Genomic DNA, 15,349 nt, shown 5'->3' with positions numbered 1-15,349 from the left:
GGCGCCTATTTTAGAGTAAACTGATGCAGATAGCAGGATTTTAATCGCTGCGGGTATAACGGAGTCTTTCCCCACCAATAACGAAGCTAACAATATTAAGGCGGCTTATGACCATCGAGGTTAAAACACTTGCCGAGGCCGAGGTGAGCTGTAGCAGCTGTGAAGCCTGTTGCTGCCGCCTGGAGGTGCTGCTGATTAGCGATACCGGGGTGCCAGAACGCTATATTGAGATTGATGAGTGGGGCGGGGAGCGTATGGCCAGGTTGGATGATGGCTGGTGTGCGGCCCTGGACCGACACAGCATGATGTGCACGATCTACCACAACAGGCCGCAGGTCTGCCGTGATCTGCAGATGGGCGGATACGAATGTATTGCCGAACGGGCCGCGAACCAGTAGATGCCAAATAAAAAAACACAACAATCCTCCCGCTCCGCCGGGGCGCTATTGGCCGACCTCATTGACCTGAGCCTGGTTCTGGACAGTGACCAGGAGGTCGACCTGGAAGAGCGCAAACGGCGGGATCGGGCTGCGGGTCGCAGGCTGGAGTGCTGGCGCAACAAGCCCGTCGCCCAGGTTCGCGCCTGGCTGCATGAGTCGCGACCGAAAGCGGCAGGAAATTACGGCCAGCAGGGCGTTCGTGTCTATCACGGGCTGAATGTGGGGCTGCTGGTAGCGGGTTTGCTCAGCGGTTGGGGCCTGGCCAGCGCGGTGCTCTATTACGACGGCCAGCAGCCGATCAATATCGTCAATGCCGTGGCGGTACTGGTGTTGCCCCAGATCCTGTTGCTGCTGCTGTGGCTGGTGGCGGCGCTGCCCGCGCGCCTGTCGCTCTTCCGCCAGCTTGGCACAGGGCTCGGTTTCCTCAACCCCGGACGCCTCGCCGGCCATCTGGTGGGGGTCTTTACCAGCAAGCCAGAGCAGGGCCTGGCCATGCTCTGGCAGTCGGACAATGCTCCCATCCTCGGGCCAGCCACGCGCTGGCTGCTTTCCCTCTGGTCGCAGTTGTTCGCCGTCAGCTTCAATATTGGTGTCCTGGTCAGCGCCTTGTTCCTGGTGTCTTTCTCAGACCTGGCATTTGCCTGGAGCACCACGCTGGTGGTCACCAGCGAGACCTTTCACCAGCTCTTGGTTACTCTCTCTGCCCCCTGGTCCAGCCTGCTGCCGGATGCCGTGCCTGGTGCCGAACTGGTTGCGCAAAGCCGTTACTATCGGCTGGATGAAGGCGCGCTGGCCGACCCGGCCGCCACCCCTGAATTGGCCATTGCCCTGGGGCAATGGTGGCCCTTCCTGATTGCCGCGGTTGCTTTTTATGGGCTGCTGCCCCGGCTGCTGACGCTTACTATTTCCTGGTACCGCCTGCGTCATCATCTGGGCCGCGCCCTGTGCAAACTGCCCGGGGCTCCGGAGTTGTTGGCGCGTATGAATTCACCCCTGGTATCCACCGCCGCGGCCGAGCCGGAACATGCGTTTACCCTGGCGCCGGGCAGTGCCGCCAGAAATTCCGCGGCGGCCCACTATGCGCTGCGCTGCCCGGTGATTGACTGGTCCGCTGCTGGCAGTGCTGCCGGCGATGCGGGCGACGTGAGTTCGGCGTTGGCGGCCATGGGCGTCGAGCCACTGGAATTCCTGCGCGCCGGTGGCCGCCAGACCCTGGAGCAGGATCAGCAAATGCTCGCCGCCCTCGCGCGGGACAAGCCTGCGGCGTTGGCGCTGCTGGTCAAGGCCTGGGAGCCGCCGATGCTGGATTTACTCGACTTTCTGCGTGATATTCGCCAGCAACTTGGCGAAGAAAAACCGCTGCTGGTGCTGCTCTGGGGTGGCGCTGAGCAAGTGTCTGGCGCGGACCGGGAAACCTGGCAGCTGACCCTCGGCCAGCTGGGTGACCCTAACTTGCATGTGGAGAGCCTGGCGCTGGCAAGCCGGGCGGTTGAAAAGAAAGGTGCCAGCCAGTGAGCACTCCGGAATTCGCTATCGTCGGCCACCCCAACAAGGGCAAGAGCAGTATTGTTTCGACCCTGTCTGAGGACAAGAGCGTGGCCATCTCGATGGTGCCCGGTACCACGGTGGACAACCGCCGCTATCCCATGACCGTCGACGGCGAAGTGTTGTACGAGTTGATTGATACCCCGGGGTTCCAGCGCGCCCGGGCGGCGCTGGAATGGATGCAGGGGCACGCCAGTAGTGCGGTGGAGCGGCCGGCAACGGTGCAGCGCTTTGTGGATGAACACCGGGGGGACCCGCGCTTTAGTGCCGAGTGCCACCTGCTGGCGCCGATTCTGGCCGGTGCGGGTATCCTCTATGTGGTCGACGGGTCACGGCCCTTTGGGGAAGACTATGAAGCGGAGATGGAGATCCTGCGCTGGACCGGCCAGCCCAGCCTGGCCCTGATCAATATGATTGGTGACAGCGACTATTCGGCGGAGTGGAGCCGGGCGCTGGGGCAGTATTTTCGCATTGTGCGTGTCTTCGATGCCCTGCAAGCGGATTTCGACAAGCGCATACAGCTGCTGCTGGCGTTCGGTGAAATCCGCGAAGAGTGGCGCGCGCCGCTGGCCAAGGCGGTGCAGTTTCTAACGGATGAGCAGCAGCGACGGCGCTCCCTGGCGGCGCGGGTGATTGCGGAAATGCTGGTGCATATGATCACCCATCAGGCGCGGCGGCGGCTGGCGACGGGGGAGGCGGAAGCCCTGGCCGAGACCCAAACCCGGGACAAGCTGCTGGACAGCTACAAACAAGACCTTGCCACCATGGAGCGGCACTGCCGGGACGAAGTCGAGCAGATCTATAATCACGGGCAGCTGCAACGCCAGGAGGCCCAGGTACAACTGCTCGATGAAGACTTGTTTTCTCGCCAGACCTGGGTGCTGTTCGGGCTAACCCGGCGCCAGTTGATTGCCACCGGTGCACTGGGTGGCGCCGCGGCTGGCGGTATCATTGATTTGGCGGCCCACGGCACGTCGCTGTTGCTGGGCAGTGGCTTGGGAGCGCTGGCCGGCGGTGTGTCCGCCTGGTTGACGGCCGATCGCATCGCCAATATCGAAGTGCTCGGTCATCCACTGGGTGGCCAGGAAGTCAGCGTCGGGCCGATGCGCAATATCAATTTTCCCTATGTGGCGCTGGGCCGCGCACTCTTGCATCAACGCCTGGTGGAGCAGCGCACCCACGCCAATCGCGGCCCGTTGGATATCGACGGCCCGGGCGCTGCCTGGCAATTCAGCGACAGCGCCACCCGGCGCCAGTTTGAAAAACTGTTTGCCAAATTGCGCAAGGGTGAAAGCTTGCAAGCGGACCTGGTGGATACCCTGGCCACACTTATCGAGAAGCAGTTCTCCAGCCGGCCTGACGCCGGGGCGTAATGTTTACTACTCTTTTAAATTAGCCAGTTATCGCTATTTTCGAGTACCTGAGTTTGCCATAAAGGACACTAAAGAGAATGCTTACCTACGACGCAATTGCCGCGGAACTGCACCAACGAGCGACCCGTATGCCCCGCGGGCAACAGTGGTGGTTGGGTCTTGCCGGTGGGCCAGGCAGGTGCGATAAGATTTCACTGGTTTAAATCGTGGCAAGCTAATCACCGTGGGGATATGCTAGGTCTTCACAGTCCGGGTACGATTTAGGGGGGCAAGTTTATGACTCAGGCACATCCCCTCGTCGACGCCACTGAACTGCTGCGCCAAATGCGAGCCGGAGAGCGCAGCAGCCTGGACATCGTGCGCGAGCACCTGGAGCGGATCGAACGCGAGCAGCCATACCTTAACGCCGCCACTGAGGTCTTCCGCGACCGGGCATTGACCGAGGCCCGCAATCCCGTGCCTGGCCCACTGTCGGGGCTGCCGGTCACCGTCAAGGAAACCTTCGCCATTGAGGGCTGTCAGGTGACGATGGGCTCCCGTCGTATGCGTCCAATTGCATGCAGCGAAGATTCCGCAGTGGTTAAAAAACTGCGCGCGGCCGGCGCAATTATCATGGCGCGCAGCAATGTGCCCGAATTCGTTATGACCGGCGAGACGGATAATCTCCTCTACGGGCGCACCAACCATCCCGCTGACCCGAAACGTACCTGCGGCGGTTCCTCGGGTGGCGAGGGGGCGCTGGTGGGCTCCGGTTGTTCGCCGTTGGGGCTTGGCACTGACATTCTCGGCTCCATTCGTATACCCGCCTGTTTCTGCGGAGTCGTGGGTTTTCGGCCCCATTCCGGAGCGGTGGACAAGGCGGGGGCCGGGCCGGTATGCGGGGAGTATTTCGAGACCTGGAATGGCATAGGCCCGCTGGCGCGATCGGTACGTGACGTGCGACTGGCTTACGATGTGATTGCACACCAGCGCTTGCCGGCGCCAGCGGATGTGGCTGGTGTGCGCTTGCTTGTTGCGAGCGGTTTTCGACTTAAATACAGAACGGCCTGTATCGAAAATGCCTACACTGACGGCATTGAGCAGTTGCTGGCCGCCGGTTTAACGCTCGAGCGCCATGACTTTTCCGATGTGCGCAGGCTGTTCCTGAACATTCCCCGGCTGGTCACTGGCGAAATGATGGAACTCTGGACGGCGTGGTTGAGTTCGAGCAGCAACAAGTTCAGGCCGGCGGCTGAGTTGCTGCGCCAGGCAATTGGGCGACCAACAGTGTATCCGGGCTTGTTTATGTGGTTCCTGATCTCGCCACTGCTGCGCCCGCGCCGGTCGGGCACGCTGGCGCGCATTGTTCAAAGTTATGAAGCCGCACGCCGCAAGTATCATGAGTTACTGGGCGAGGATGGCATCCTGATATTGCCAACACTCGGCTTGCTGGCACCGAAACATGGCGGCATGAACCGGGTCTCCCTGCGGCCCGGTGTCAACGGTCTGTTTACTGCGGAAACATTTGCCAACTACATCAATTTGTCTGCGATTACGCTGCCTGCCCATCGACATTGCGATCCGGTCACCGGGCTCAAACCGGGCATTATGCTGGTCTGCGCCCCCGGCGCAGAGGCAAAGTTACTGGATGTAGCAGCGCTGTTGGAACATGTAATCTGAAATGAGTTCTAAATGAATGGAGCTCTACCAGGAGGGTAGCATAATGACCATAACCAATAGCCAGTCCGGTACCAATGTTCACGAAATAGCCGATGGAATTTATCGCATCAATACCCCGGTGGTATTTGCAGATGGATTATTTCTCGCACAGTAAAAATACCCGGGCCGTGCTGGAGCGGCTGGCTGCTACCCGGCCAACCACGCTAGCCTGCATGCACGGCAGTGCCTGGCGCGGGGACGGGGCAGGCCTGCTGCGGGCACTTGCCGATGAGTTGTCATTGTAAGTTGCGGTAATAAAGTCTGGGTGACAGGAGTTACCGTGATAACTCCTGTCAACCAGCCCTGCTTATCACCCTGTTACTAGTGCCCGAAACCATGGCCTCCATTGACGACCGAAATATAATAGGTTACCTCGATTTCAAAGTCCGGGCTGTCCGGGTCTCCGGTAATGGCATGAAAGTGGATTTCGTGAACGCCTTTTTTCAGCGGCGCGAGCAAAATCCAGTAGCCATCGGCCACGGCGATACGAGGGTCCGGTTCCGGGGCTATGCCTAAATCCGCCAACAGTGGGCCGAAATCCAGATCGAAGCCACCGGGCAAAGACTGCGCTCGATAGGCGAAGGGGTCTTCAATGGCAACCCCGTTGATGGTGATCTCCAGAACACTCACCGGGTCGACCTGGTCATTTGCCAACACTCTCAATGCAACGGCGTCTTCACCGTCTTCCGGTGCCCACCACAGGGAGTTTGTCAGCGGAAAGAACAGGGCTTTACCCGCCGGGACTGTACAGGATCGGCTTGCCGTGCCGCCAAAGGTTCCGGCCAGGAACCAGACCTTTCCGCGTTGGCCGCGGGAGCAGTCAACTGCGCCGTCTTCAAGGATCGGATTGGTGGCTAACGGAAACTGCATTGCCCAATTCCACCAGTCGCCGGACAATTGATTGTACAGCTTGCCTGGCTCGCGGACCTGGATTTTATCTCCTGCCCAACCTGCCAATGACATCTGCGCTGTGACTGTGAAAATCACGCAAGCCGCCAGTTGTACAAACCATTTCACAGTCGACTTGCCAGCTTTTATGGTATTCATAGCATGACTCCTTTTGTCGGTGTAGTGCGAACCGGCTTTACAGGCACCAGAATGTATCGCTGCTGGTCATTGCAGTCTCCGCAGGTTGATCGTAAACGTCTGCCGATAGCCTGCGTGGCTTTTCCCGGGTCACCTACCTGTCACTTGCTGAAGTAGTGGCCTCCTGGCGCGGTGTTCAGCGTACAGATCCAGAAGGATTGGTTTTCCCCAAAAAGATGAGCACTCAAAGTGTGCAAATTCGGTGCGGTGAGGTTGCAGCCCCTGGCTGGGCTTGCGCTTGGTCGGAGTGTGGGTAATAACCCTTAGGGGGGCAGTCACAGTGCTGGAGTTACAACTGTGCGCAGAGAATTGAGCCGGTTGAGTGTTACTACTGGGATGCGTGTCCATAAGCACTATCCCTGGTTATTGTTATTGCATTTTTCCTTTGCTTCCTTTAACAGCTACAGCTGCTAACAACAACTCGCCGACAGTGGCCTGCACCAACATCAGCTGCAGTCTGGTCTGACTGTGGCTGAAAAGAAACTTGATGCAAGTCGCGCTCTTGGCGTTGTATTTCACGCTACGCCTAACTTTGACTTTCGACAAGGGAAAAAAGTTAAACGTCGATATTTTGTCGTGAGAATCATTGGTGCTCAAGTTTTTGAGAACCAGGCGGAATTTTACCCAGGAGTTTACATTTCCGGGGTGAATTAACGCGCGGTGTCGAATGGTCAAGGGGTCTCGAATATAAAGTTAAAGAGATACTCGTGGTCAAACAATCGTTATCGAGCGTGCCCCTGAAGCGCAGAGTGTTTTACCAAACTGAAAAGCACGACGGAGTGGGCGATTTTGCAATAGAATACGCACACGTTTAGCAGAGGGCGGGTCGCGAGGAGCCGCCAACAATCTATCGCAGGAACCTACAAATGGCTGTTCGACTTACCCTATTGCTGTGTTTGTTTTCATCCATGGCTCTGGCAGGGCCGTATGAAATGCGTCAGGTAATCACTGGCATCACCGTGCCCTGGGGAATGGTACAGCTGGCCGACGGCCAGTTTTTGGTGACTGACCGAGCGGGCAAGCTGTATCGGGCAGATCCGGCGACTGACACAAAGATCGAAATTACAGGCCTGCCGGAGATCGAAGTGACCGGTCAGGGCGGTTTGCTGGATATTGAGTTACACCCGGATTTTGTCGCTAACCGGTGGGTCTATTTGTCCTATGCCAGTGCCGCAGGTGCGGGCTCGGGCAGTAATACGGCCATAGTGCGGGCGCGGCTGGAGGGTCAATCACTGGTCGATCTTACCCAGCTGTACAAGGCGCCCAATACCCGCGGGGGTCGTCACTTCGGCAGCCGGATCGAGTTTGACTCGCAGGGTTATTTGTACTTCTCCATAGGTGACCGTGGCAACGAAAGCGAGAACCCCCAGGACATCAGTCGCGATAACGGCAAGGTCTATCGCCTCCACGACGATGGTCGCATCCCGGACGACAACCCATTTGTAAACAATAAAAATGCCCGTGCCGCCATTTATTCTTACGGTCATCGCAACCCCCAGGGTATGGTGCGCCACCCGCAGACCGGCGCGATATGGATCCACGAGCATGGTCCCCGGGGCGGTGATGAAATCAACCTTATCGCCAGGGGCAAGAATTATGGCTGGCCGGTAATCACCTACGGCATCAACTACAATGGCACCAAAATTACCGATTTAACCCACAAAGAGGGCATGGAGCAGCCGCTGTATTTCTGGGACCCATCCATCGCCCCCTCCGGCATGACCTTTGTCACCAGTGAGCTCTACCCTGAGTGGCAAGGGCATTTATTGGTCGGCTCGCTAAAATTTGGCTACCTGGTGCTGTGCAAACTGGATGGCAATAAAGTCGTCGCTACGGAAACGGTACTGGAGGGTGTCGGTCGCGTGCGCAACGTCAAACAAATGCCCGACGGCTATATCTACGTTGCTACTGATGGAAACGGCATTTATCAGGTGCTGCCCTGAACTCATACACATTTGATTGCGCTGGGGCCAGCCAAGTACGCCCGGGCGCACTTCTGCTGGTCGCTGACTTGTGCCGGGGCGGGGCGCAACGATAAAAAAAGCAACAGCATCGATGGTTCGATTGCTGTCGCCTTGGTGTAGTCGCCTTAGTAAAGCTGCCTTACTGAGGCTGCCCGACTGTGTGTCGAGGCAGGTTGAGGACTGTGCCTAGAGGCTGGCCTTGGCCTGGGGTTCTACCAGCTGTCCTTCGGCATTGACTTGCAGGCGCTCGGCGGAAGGTCTCTCCGCCATGCGGACGTTGAATACCTTGTCCTCGAAGCTGTAGGTTACGTTGTAACCGACGGTGTTCTGTTTGACGTCAACGGTGGTCTCGCAGCGTCTCTCGGTGGTCTGGTAGGTGTCGCGGGCCTGCAATTCGCCCTGTACCTTGTTACCCGCGTAGCCGCCTGCCACAGCCCCGGCTACGGTCGCCAGTTTCTTGCCGTTACCGCCGCCAATTTGCTTGCCGATCACGCCGCCGATTACGGCGCCAATCGCGCTGCCGGCGATCTTGTTTTCATCCACCGGCTGCTTCTGGTGGGTGACGATCTCATCGTGACACACCTCGCGGGGCGTGCGGATTGTTTCGGTAACCGGCTCCACTTTCATTACATCGGCGTAGCTGGGGCCGGACAGTTCCAGGGTCCCATTTTGTTTCAGGGCCAGAGCGCCCGTGCCCCCGGCGGTAACCACCACAGCACCCAGGACCACACCGGTCAACATTGACTTGTTCATACTAAAACCTCCTATTGCGAGTTGAATGGCGGCATAATAGGGCCGGGTGAATGAACGGAGCCTGAATGCGGTTTTGGCGCATACAGCCCAATGCCAGTAGTGTGATGCGCTCCACATTCATCCATTTATTTGATGCCCGGCTTCTGGCAGTCGGGCGCTAACGTATTTATTCCAGCAAAAAGGAAGAAAAAAATGAAAAAGGGAACTTACGTATTGCTTGGTGCGTTGATGGGTTCAAATAGCGTTTTGGCGGCCGGGATGTCGGGGTGGTCCCAGATCAATAAGATAGGCTGTCACGTAAACGATTCGACCTGCTATATGATTATCAGCAAGGCAGTGGGACCCTACGAATGCGCCAGCAAGTCGCTTCGCTGGGACAGCAGCTCTGCTGGGGGACGGCAGACCCTTAGCCTTTTAACCGAGGCGTTTATGCAGCGCAAGGAAGCCAGTTTTTATATTCCTGACAGCTGCTATAACGAAGATCCCAGGTATCCCACCTTTGATTACTTTTCGGTAAGACCCTGTCGAGGCTGCTAGGCAGTTGTAATAAGGGTTATCAGCCGTGCCAGTTAGCGATCGCCCGGCAGTTTGGTCAAACCGGCAAAGCGCGAGAGAATCGACTGCAGTTCATCCTGGCTGATATCGACCAGCTCCAATACCCGGCCATAGAGCATAATGGTCGGGACGTTTCTGCCGTTCAATTCCTGCTGGGTTTGTTGCAGGCAGTACAATACGGCTCGCTCTTTTTTGTTGAGGCCGTCGCGCACATCGGGAAGGTTGTCGTAATTGTCGGGGCAGTCCATTGTCAGTCTCGGTCGGTTGGCTGGGTTAGAGGCTCCACTTGCTCGCAGTGTACCGAAAAATGGTGGTGCGGCTCAAAACAAATAGTCCCCAAACTTTTCCAGCAGGTGATCCTGCCACCTGACCGGGAAGGGTTCGATGATTTCTTCGGCCTCGACGAAGTCGGCCTCGAACAGCACGGTGACCAGCTCATTGACCGCTTCGGGGGCGGAAGTGGCGATGTTGATTTCCTTGTTGATCTGCAAGCTCAATCGATCCCAATTGGCACTGCCGAGGCAGGCCCAGCCGTCAAACACGGCCGCCTTGACGTGGGACATGCCGGGATAGAGGTAAACTCGTATGCCGTGCTCCAGCATGATATTGGCTGCCAGGATATTGTTCCTGGTGATCGGGCCGCGGTCGGTCACCAGCGGTAAAATTACGCGCACATCGACGCCGCGATAGCGGGCTTTGACCAACTCCTTCAGCATGGCGTCGTCGGTGAAATAGGGGTTCTCGACGTAGATCCGCTGCTTGGCAAAACGCATTGCCTGGCGCTGGATGCGAAAGATTTCCGCATTGTGAAATTTGGTGTACAGCAGCCGCAAGGGATAATTGCCGGCCTGTTCACCGTCATCGGGCGGGCCGCGTAGTTGCTCCAGGAAAAAGCCGAAATCACCGAGAAAGCTGGCGTGTGCCCAGGCCTTGTTGAATTCGTGTTGCAGTTCGGCGACCACCGGGCCGTCGATCTCCATCATCACATCGTGCCAGTCGTAGCGGTATTCGCGGGCGATATTCATACCGCCCAGAAACGCTCGGCGGTTGTCGATCACCACAGACTTGACATGGTCGCCGGTCATCCAGGGGTTGCCGGAGAGGCGCACCTTGACCTCTGAGTCCCGGCGCAGGTAGGACTTCATCGAGTGCGGCGAGACATGTTCACCCGGAAGCGAGGTCTGTTGCTCCACGGTCGACAGGATGGTGCCAAGGCCATCGAGCAAGACCCGTACCTCGACACCCTGATTGGATTTGCGCTTGAGCATATCGGCAATTTTGAGAGCGTAGTCATCGTCGTCAAAAATATACATGCGCAGGGCGATGGAAGTCCTCGCCGAGGTCACCGCGTCGCTGAAGCGGGTGAAAAACGCTTCGCCGTCCACCAGGTAGTGGATCCCGCCGTGACTGGTTTTGCGGTTGGTGAGGCTGTCGAGGCGCAATTCCCACTCGCTGAGGTCCATCATTTCGCCGCTGTTCAAAGGCGGTACAGCAAGGCCGCTAAAGGAGCCCAGCCAGTTGGGTCGCAGAGTTTCGGTGAGGGTGTCGGTGGCGAGAAAAAACAAGCGGTAAACGGAGGATATCGGGGTGCGAGTGAAACCGCGTAAATGGCTGTTTACCAGGTGGACACCGGCCTTGACGATGCCACCGGCCCGATTCGACCCGGGGCCAGTTGTGAGGGGTTGTTGGCGGACGAAAACCGGGATATTAAAACGCGTGTTGACATAGAGAAACGGCAGCGAATACGGGCCGGCGTCGCCGGTGTTGAAGAGAATATGCTCGTCATCAATGCCTTTCTGCTGCAGGAACTTTTGCAACAGGGGCCTGCCCCGGACCACAAGCTGGGCCGAGGAGATGGTGTCGAAGACACTGTATTCGCCCGGCTTGTACTGCAGCAATATGGTGCGAAACTCGCCGTTTTCATCGTGATAAAAGAAATAGTCATCGGTGGGAAAGTGCACCACGATGCCGGATTTTGCTTGGGTGGGGATAATGGACTGAAACAACTGCTGGCGGAATGCCTGCCACAGGGACATACCCAAAATGGTTACCGGAAATGCATCCTGCCGGGTCAGCGGCCAGGGTTCTGTTTGCTCGTATTGCAGCGGCAACACAAAAGGGCCATGTTCGGCATTTTGGCTGTCCACCAGGGCCGACAAACTGATTTTGTCGGCCCAGGCACCGCCAGCGTAAACCTCATCGGCGCCGCGATGAAAACGGATGTAAAACTGATCCGAGGTAAAAAAGGCTTGCTGCGCAATCAGCGGCGGCTCATTGCGCTCGTCGAGGTGTGATGGGTTGAAGGATCCGTGCGGCTGCAGGGATTGGCAGGCGGCCAGCAATAGCGGGCCCAGCAGAGGCAGCAGCAAGCGCCTCCGCACGCGCATTAACCGGTCAGGCAAGTCCTGTGACATGACGGTGAGGCCGCGGCGTCCAATACTGCTACGATAGTCCTCTGTCGGTGCCAGTGCAACCACAACCGAGCTGCTACCGGTTGCCGGGGCCCAAGCCCGTCAGGGGGCCACAAAGGTCACTGGTTCTTGCTGTGCATCCGGTGTATCCCCCTGCCAGCGCACGGAGCCGACGGGGCGCTCCAGGCCCCGGCGAACGCGCTTTGGTTCGCCGTTGATGATGAATTTATCGACCGCTGCTTGCGCCTCCTTATCCGCTTTGGTGGAGCGGTCCCGCATACGCAAATAATCGGCCCAGGTGGGGCAGTGAAAGCGCTCAATCCAGAGTGCCGGGTCGCCGATATCCCGGGTAATGGACCAGTTGAAGCCGCCGTTGCGCAGTCGCACCCGCCGAATTTCTTGCAAGGCGTTGTAATAGGCCCGTGCGTCTTTCTGGTCGATTCGATACTCGAACTCAATCACGATGGGGCCGGAACGCATGGTGATGGGCAGTGCCACTTCCGGTTCGTTGGCAATGGTGATCAGTTCCGAGCCCATATTGCTCATCTCTGGCAGGCGCAACAGCAGCGAGAATAAGGGCAGCGCCAGCATAAGCAGCCCCGAGGCAATAATCGCCACCTCGATGGTCCAGGTGTTGGCAACGCTGCCCCAAAACCAGGAGCCAATAGCGATGCCGCCGGTTAGGAAGGAGGTATACAGTGACAGCGCCCGCGCAGTGACCCAGCGTGGTACCGTGGTCTGCACCGCTATGTTAAGCAGTGCGATGGTGAGCATGCTGGCGCCGCCGGTCAGGAACATGCCGAGGCAGGTCAAGGGCAGGGAACGGCTAAAGCCGATACTCACCAATGCCAGGCCGCCCACTACGGCCAGTGCTGCAGTGGCTTTTTCAGTGCCCAGACGATCGCGCAACTGGCTCAGCAGCAGCGCTCCCGTTACTGCGCCAACGCCGCTGGCACCCAGCAGAATACCAAAGATGCTGGCGTCACCATTGAGCAGGTCTTTGGCGATCAGCGGCGCCAGGGCATTGGCTGTGGCTCCCGCAAGCCCAAACAGGAAGGTGCGTATCAGCACGGTGCGAATAGAGTGGGCGTGGAACGCGTAGCGCACGCCGGAAACCATAGCGCGGCCGATTCGCTCGGGCGGCAAGCGCGAGAGTATGTGCCCGCGCTGCCACAGGAAAAAGGCCAGTATCAACGGCAGGTACGCGAACGCACTGAACGCAAATGTAGCCTGGGCACCGGCGGCGATCACGATAAGGCCACCAATGGCCGGGCCAAAGCTGCGCGCCACATTAAAGCTGATGGTGCCCAGCGCAACTGCGGCAGGCAGGTCTTCAGGCTTTACCTGCTCCCCAATGGACGACTGCCAGGAAGGGTTATATAGCCCTACGCCAGTACCGATTAATGTGCAAAAAAGCAGCAACACCCAGGGGGATGTCAGGTCGAGGTAAGCCAGGCTGGTTAGAATGGCTGCAAAAAAAGAGGCGATACCGAGACCCAGCATGGCTACTTTACGCCGGTCGTAGGTGTCGGCAATGGCGCCCGCGGGCAGCGCCACCAGCATTAACGGCAGCATCATCGCTGTCTGGACCAGCGCGACCATGCTGGCCGATGAAGTCAGGCGGGTCATCTCCCAGGCCACACCCACGCCGAGGATGAGCTGGCCCAAATTGGCGAGGACACTGGCGATCCATATGCGCCGAAACACCGGCTCCCGCAGCGGTGCCAGGGCAGGCCCGCTGCGCCCAGGTGGTGCGCTGGTGGCCAGGTTATTGTCTGCCTTATCCTGGTTGGCTGTCACGGTAATTAGTGTAGTCCTTTTATAGTGAGGAGTTCGAGGTTGAACAGCAGCGCCAAAGGCTGCTTCCTGCGCGCCGGAGAGCAGGATAAATGACGGTTGCAGCTTATATCATTGAAGCCTTGTGCCGGTCAAACCGCCGCAGTAGGGCAGGGGTTGGGGATACAACCAATTCTGCGCCGCTGGCAGAAGCAGGGTTTGAGCGCTATGGTGGGGGAAATTACGGGCCTGCTAACCGCTTGAACCTGCTCTGCTGGGCGCGGTGGTGATTTGATAAAAGGCCAGCTGGCAAGCCCGGACATTACGGTTTTTAAGACAGTGAGAGGTGTTGATTGTATGAACCAGAAGATGGATGACGACGCATTGATGGCATTGAAGATAGCGTTTACCTATATGCCGAAAGCGATAGAAGTGACCAAATACGAGTACGGTGAACGTTATCAAGCCGTACTGGAACATATCGAAAAAGTCCGGGAAACCCTGCTTCTCAATGATGTGGACCCGGACGAAGTCTACGGCGAGGTCGACCCGGAAAATACGCCGAACTCCTCTTACTGATTGGCTGCCAGGTGTAGCGCTATCCCCTCCGGGTATGCCGTTTGGGCTCTGCGGCCTTTGCAGCCACTGCTTGAGCCATTAAGATGCAGCAACTGCAGGAGCCAGCGCACCTGAACCCATTGACCGAAAATAGAGGAGTTTTTTGTGTCCGACACCTACACCCCACCGAAAATCTGGACCTGGGACAAGGAAAGTGGCGGCAATTGGGCCAAGATCAATCGCCCCATCGCCGGCCCCACCCACGAGCGGGAGTTGCCGGTGGGCAAGCACCCTCTGCAGCTCTATTCCCTGGCCACTCCCAACGGGGTCAAGGTTACAGTGATGCTGGAGGAGTTGCTGGAGAAGGGGCATAGCGGCGCAGAATACGACGCCTGGCTGATCAGGATTGGCGAAGGTGACCAGTTTTCCAGTGGTTTTGTCGATATCAATCCCAACTCCAAGATTCCGGCCATGGTGGATCGCTCCGGGGAGCAGCCGATACGGGTGTTTGAATCCGGTTCGATTCTGTTTTACCTGGCGGAAAAGTTTGGCGAATTCCTGCCCACTGAGCCAGCCCTGCGCGCCGAGACCATGAACTGGTTGATGTGGCAGATGGGGTCGGCGCCGTTTTTGGGTGGCGGTTTCGGCCATTTTTACGCCTACGCACCGGAAAAGTACGAATACCCCATCAACCGTTACGCCATGGAGGTGAAGCGGCAACTGGATGTGCTGGACCGGCAGCTGGCGCAGCGGGAATATATCGCCGGCGATGACTACACCATCGCCGATATGGCCATCGCGCCCTGGTACGGTCTGTTGCAGGCAGGGGATGGCTATGAGGCCGGGGAGTTCCTGCAGGTCCACACCTACAAGCATGTCGAGCGCTGGCGCAAGGCGGTCTTTGCCCGCCCGGCCTACCAGCGCGGGCGCATGGTTAATCGCACGTCCGGCGAGCCTGCAACCCAGTTGCACGAGCGTCACGATGCCAGTGATTTCGAGTTGAAGACTGCCGACAAGCTGGGGGTGTGACCGCTCTGCCGCTGGAGACAGGTTTATGCCGGGGCGAACGAACCGGGTTTTGCGGTAATAAACCAGGCCCATGCTGGTCAAAACCACAATTGGGCAGAGTTGATCGGCCGGGTGGGCAGGGCTCAATCCGAACATACCCATTGTCCTGCCACAGCTGACTC

General features: G+C 58.1%; 14 protein-coding genes. 9 read left to right on the top strand and 5 right to left on the bottom strand.

All coding sequences use genetic code 11. The features are described 5' to 3' along the window. The first annotated feature begins 107 nt into the window (after positions 1-107). The 5 genes from G8764_RS02510 to G8764_RS02490 all read left to right on the top strand — a co-directional run bounded on the left by G8764_RS02510 (position 108) and on the right by G8764_RS02490 (position 5,301). Positions 108-398, top strand: a complete 291-nt coding sequence (locus G8764_RS02510; protein WP_166161527.1) for a YkgJ family cysteine cluster protein — start codon at positions 108-110, stop codon at positions 396-398. Continuing rightward, entirely contained in the window at positions 399-1,955 is a 1,557-nt protein-coding gene (locus G8764_RS02505) for a DUF2868 domain-containing protein (protein WP_166161525.1), read from the top strand. Further along, on the top strand, positions 1,952-3,358 hold the full coding sequence (locus G8764_RS02500) for a DUF3482 domain-containing protein (RefSeq protein ID WP_166161523.1): 1,407 nt from the start codon (positions 1,952-1,954) through the stop codon (positions 3,356-3,358). Before G8764_RS02505 ends, G8764_RS02500 begins: the two co-directional genes overlap by 4 nt. Positions 3,359-3,634: 276 nt before the next feature. Beyond that, positions 3,635-5,017, top strand: a complete 1,383-nt coding sequence (locus tag G8764_RS02495) for an amidase (RefSeq protein ID WP_166161521.1) — start codon at positions 3,635-3,637, stop codon at positions 5,015-5,017. 131 nt (positions 5,018-5,148) lie between these two features. Further along, positions 5,149-5,301, top strand: coding sequence for a hypothetical protein (locus G8764_RS02490; RefSeq protein ID WP_207951635.1), 153 nt, complete (start codon positions 5,149-5,151; stop codon positions 5,299-5,301). Between the two features lie 76 nt (positions 5,302-5,377). Here the strand turns inward: G8764_RS02490 and G8764_RS02485 are convergent, their stop codons facing one another. Further along, positions 5,378-6,103: a hypothetical protein gene (locus G8764_RS02485; RefSeq protein WP_166161519.1), complete on the bottom strand. Its 726-nt coding sequence runs from the start codon at positions 6,101-6,103 to the stop codon at positions 5,378-5,380. Between the two features lie 905 nt (positions 6,104-7,008). On the opposite strand from G8764_RS02485, the gene G8764_RS02480 reads away from it, so the two are divergent. Then, on the top strand, positions 7,009-8,085 hold the full coding sequence (locus G8764_RS02480) for a PQQ-dependent sugar dehydrogenase (RefSeq protein WP_166161517.1): 1,077 nt from the start codon (positions 7,009-7,011) through the stop codon (positions 8,083-8,085). A 207-nt stretch (positions 8,086-8,292) separates the two neighbouring features. On the opposite strand, the gene G8764_RS02475 is transcribed toward G8764_RS02480, so the two are convergent. Next, positions 8,293-8,859 (bottom strand): glycine zipper 2TM domain-containing protein, encoded by a 567-nt coding sequence (locus G8764_RS02475; RefSeq protein ID WP_166161516.1) that lies wholly within the window; start codon positions 8,857-8,859, stop codon positions 8,293-8,295. A gap of 192 nt (positions 8,860-9,051) precedes the next feature. Between G8764_RS02475 and G8764_RS02470 the strand changes: the two genes are divergently transcribed. After that, entirely contained in the window at positions 9,052-9,396 is a 345-nt protein-coding gene (locus tag G8764_RS02470; protein WP_166161514.1) for a hypothetical protein, read from the top strand. A gap of 32 nt (positions 9,397-9,428) precedes the next feature. Here the strand turns inward: G8764_RS02470 and G8764_RS02465 are convergent, their stop codons facing one another. The 3 genes from G8764_RS02465 to G8764_RS02455 all read right to left on the bottom strand — a co-directional run bounded on the left by G8764_RS02465 (position 9,429) and on the right by G8764_RS02455 (position 13,625). Next, positions 9,429-9,662 (bottom strand): hypothetical protein, encoded by a 234-nt coding sequence (locus tag G8764_RS02465; protein ID WP_166161512.1) that lies wholly within the window; start codon positions 9,660-9,662, stop codon positions 9,429-9,431. A 72-nt stretch (positions 9,663-9,734) separates the two neighbouring features. Beyond that, complete coding sequence (locus G8764_RS02460) at positions 9,735-11,891, bottom strand: phospholipase D-like domain-containing protein (protein WP_166161510.1); 2,157 nt, start codon at positions 11,889-11,891, stop codon at positions 9,735-9,737. 36 nt (positions 11,892-11,927) lie between these two features. Continuing rightward, entirely contained in the window at positions 11,928-13,625 is a 1,698-nt protein-coding gene (locus G8764_RS02455; protein WP_207951634.1) for an MFS transporter, read from the bottom strand. Between the two features lie 333 nt (positions 13,626-13,958). Here G8764_RS02455 and G8764_RS02450 point away from each other — a divergent pair, with 333 nt between their 5' ends. Both G8764_RS02450 and yghU read left to right on the top strand, forming a co-directional pair. Further along, a complete protein-coding gene (locus tag G8764_RS02450) occupies positions 13,959-14,180 on the top strand; it encodes a penicillin-binding protein (protein ID WP_166161508.1) in 222 nt (73 codons plus the stop codon). 144 nt (positions 14,181-14,324) lie between these two features. Further along, positions 14,325-15,188, top strand: a complete 864-nt coding sequence (gene yghU / locus G8764_RS02445) for a glutathione-dependent disulfide-bond oxidoreductase (RefSeq protein WP_166161506.1) — start codon at positions 14,325-14,327, stop codon at positions 15,186-15,188. The last annotated feature ends 161 nt before the right edge of the window (positions 15,189-15,349 follow it).

It is taken from the genome of Pseudomaricurvus alcaniphilus (assembly GCF_011440395.1).
In the GTDB taxonomy this organism is placed as follows: domain Bacteria; phylum Pseudomonadota; class Gammaproteobacteria; order Pseudomonadales; family Cellvibrionaceae; genus Pseudomaricurvus; species Pseudomaricurvus alcaniphilus.
Note: the sequence above shows the minus strand (reverse complement) of the source record. Positions and strands in the feature narration are given on the sequence as shown.

Bases quoted from the DNA above. Each gene is read 5' to 3' on its own strand.
- G8764_RS02510 (WP_166161527.1), top strand. From the start codon at position 108: ATGACCATCGAGGTTAAAACACTTGCCGAGGCCGAGGTGAGCTGTAGC.
- G8764_RS02505 (WP_166161525.1), top strand. From the start codon at position 399: ATGCCAAATAAAAAAACACAACAATCCTCCCGCTCCGCCGGGGCGCTA.
- G8764_RS02495 (WP_166161521.1), top strand. From the start codon at position 3,635: ATGACTCAGGCACATCCCCTCGTCGACGCCACTGAACTGCTGCGCCAA.
- G8764_RS02490 (WP_207951635.1), top strand. From the start codon at position 5,149: ATGGATTATTTCTCGCACAGTAAAAATACCCGGGCCGTGCTGGAGCGG.
- G8764_RS02485 (WP_166161519.1), bottom strand. From the start codon at position 6,103: ATGAATACCATAAAAGCTGGCAAGTCGACTGTGAAATGGTTTGTACAA.
- G8764_RS02480 (WP_166161517.1), top strand. From the start codon at position 7,009: ATGGCTGTTCGACTTACCCTATTGCTGTGTTTGTTTTCATCCATGGCT.
- G8764_RS02475 (WP_166161516.1), bottom strand. From the start codon at position 8,859: ATGAACAAGTCAATGTTGACCGGTGTGGTCCTGGGTGCTGTGGTGGTT.
- G8764_RS02470 (WP_166161514.1), top strand. From the start codon at position 9,052: ATGAAAAAGGGAACTTACGTATTGCTTGGTGCGTTGATGGGTTCAAAT.
- G8764_RS02465 (WP_166161512.1), bottom strand. From the start codon at position 9,662: ATGGACTGCCCCGACAATTACGACAACCTTCCCGATGTGCGCGACGGC.
- G8764_RS02450 (WP_166161508.1), top strand. From the start codon at position 13,959: ATGAACCAGAAGATGGATGACGACGCATTGATGGCATTGAAGATAGCG.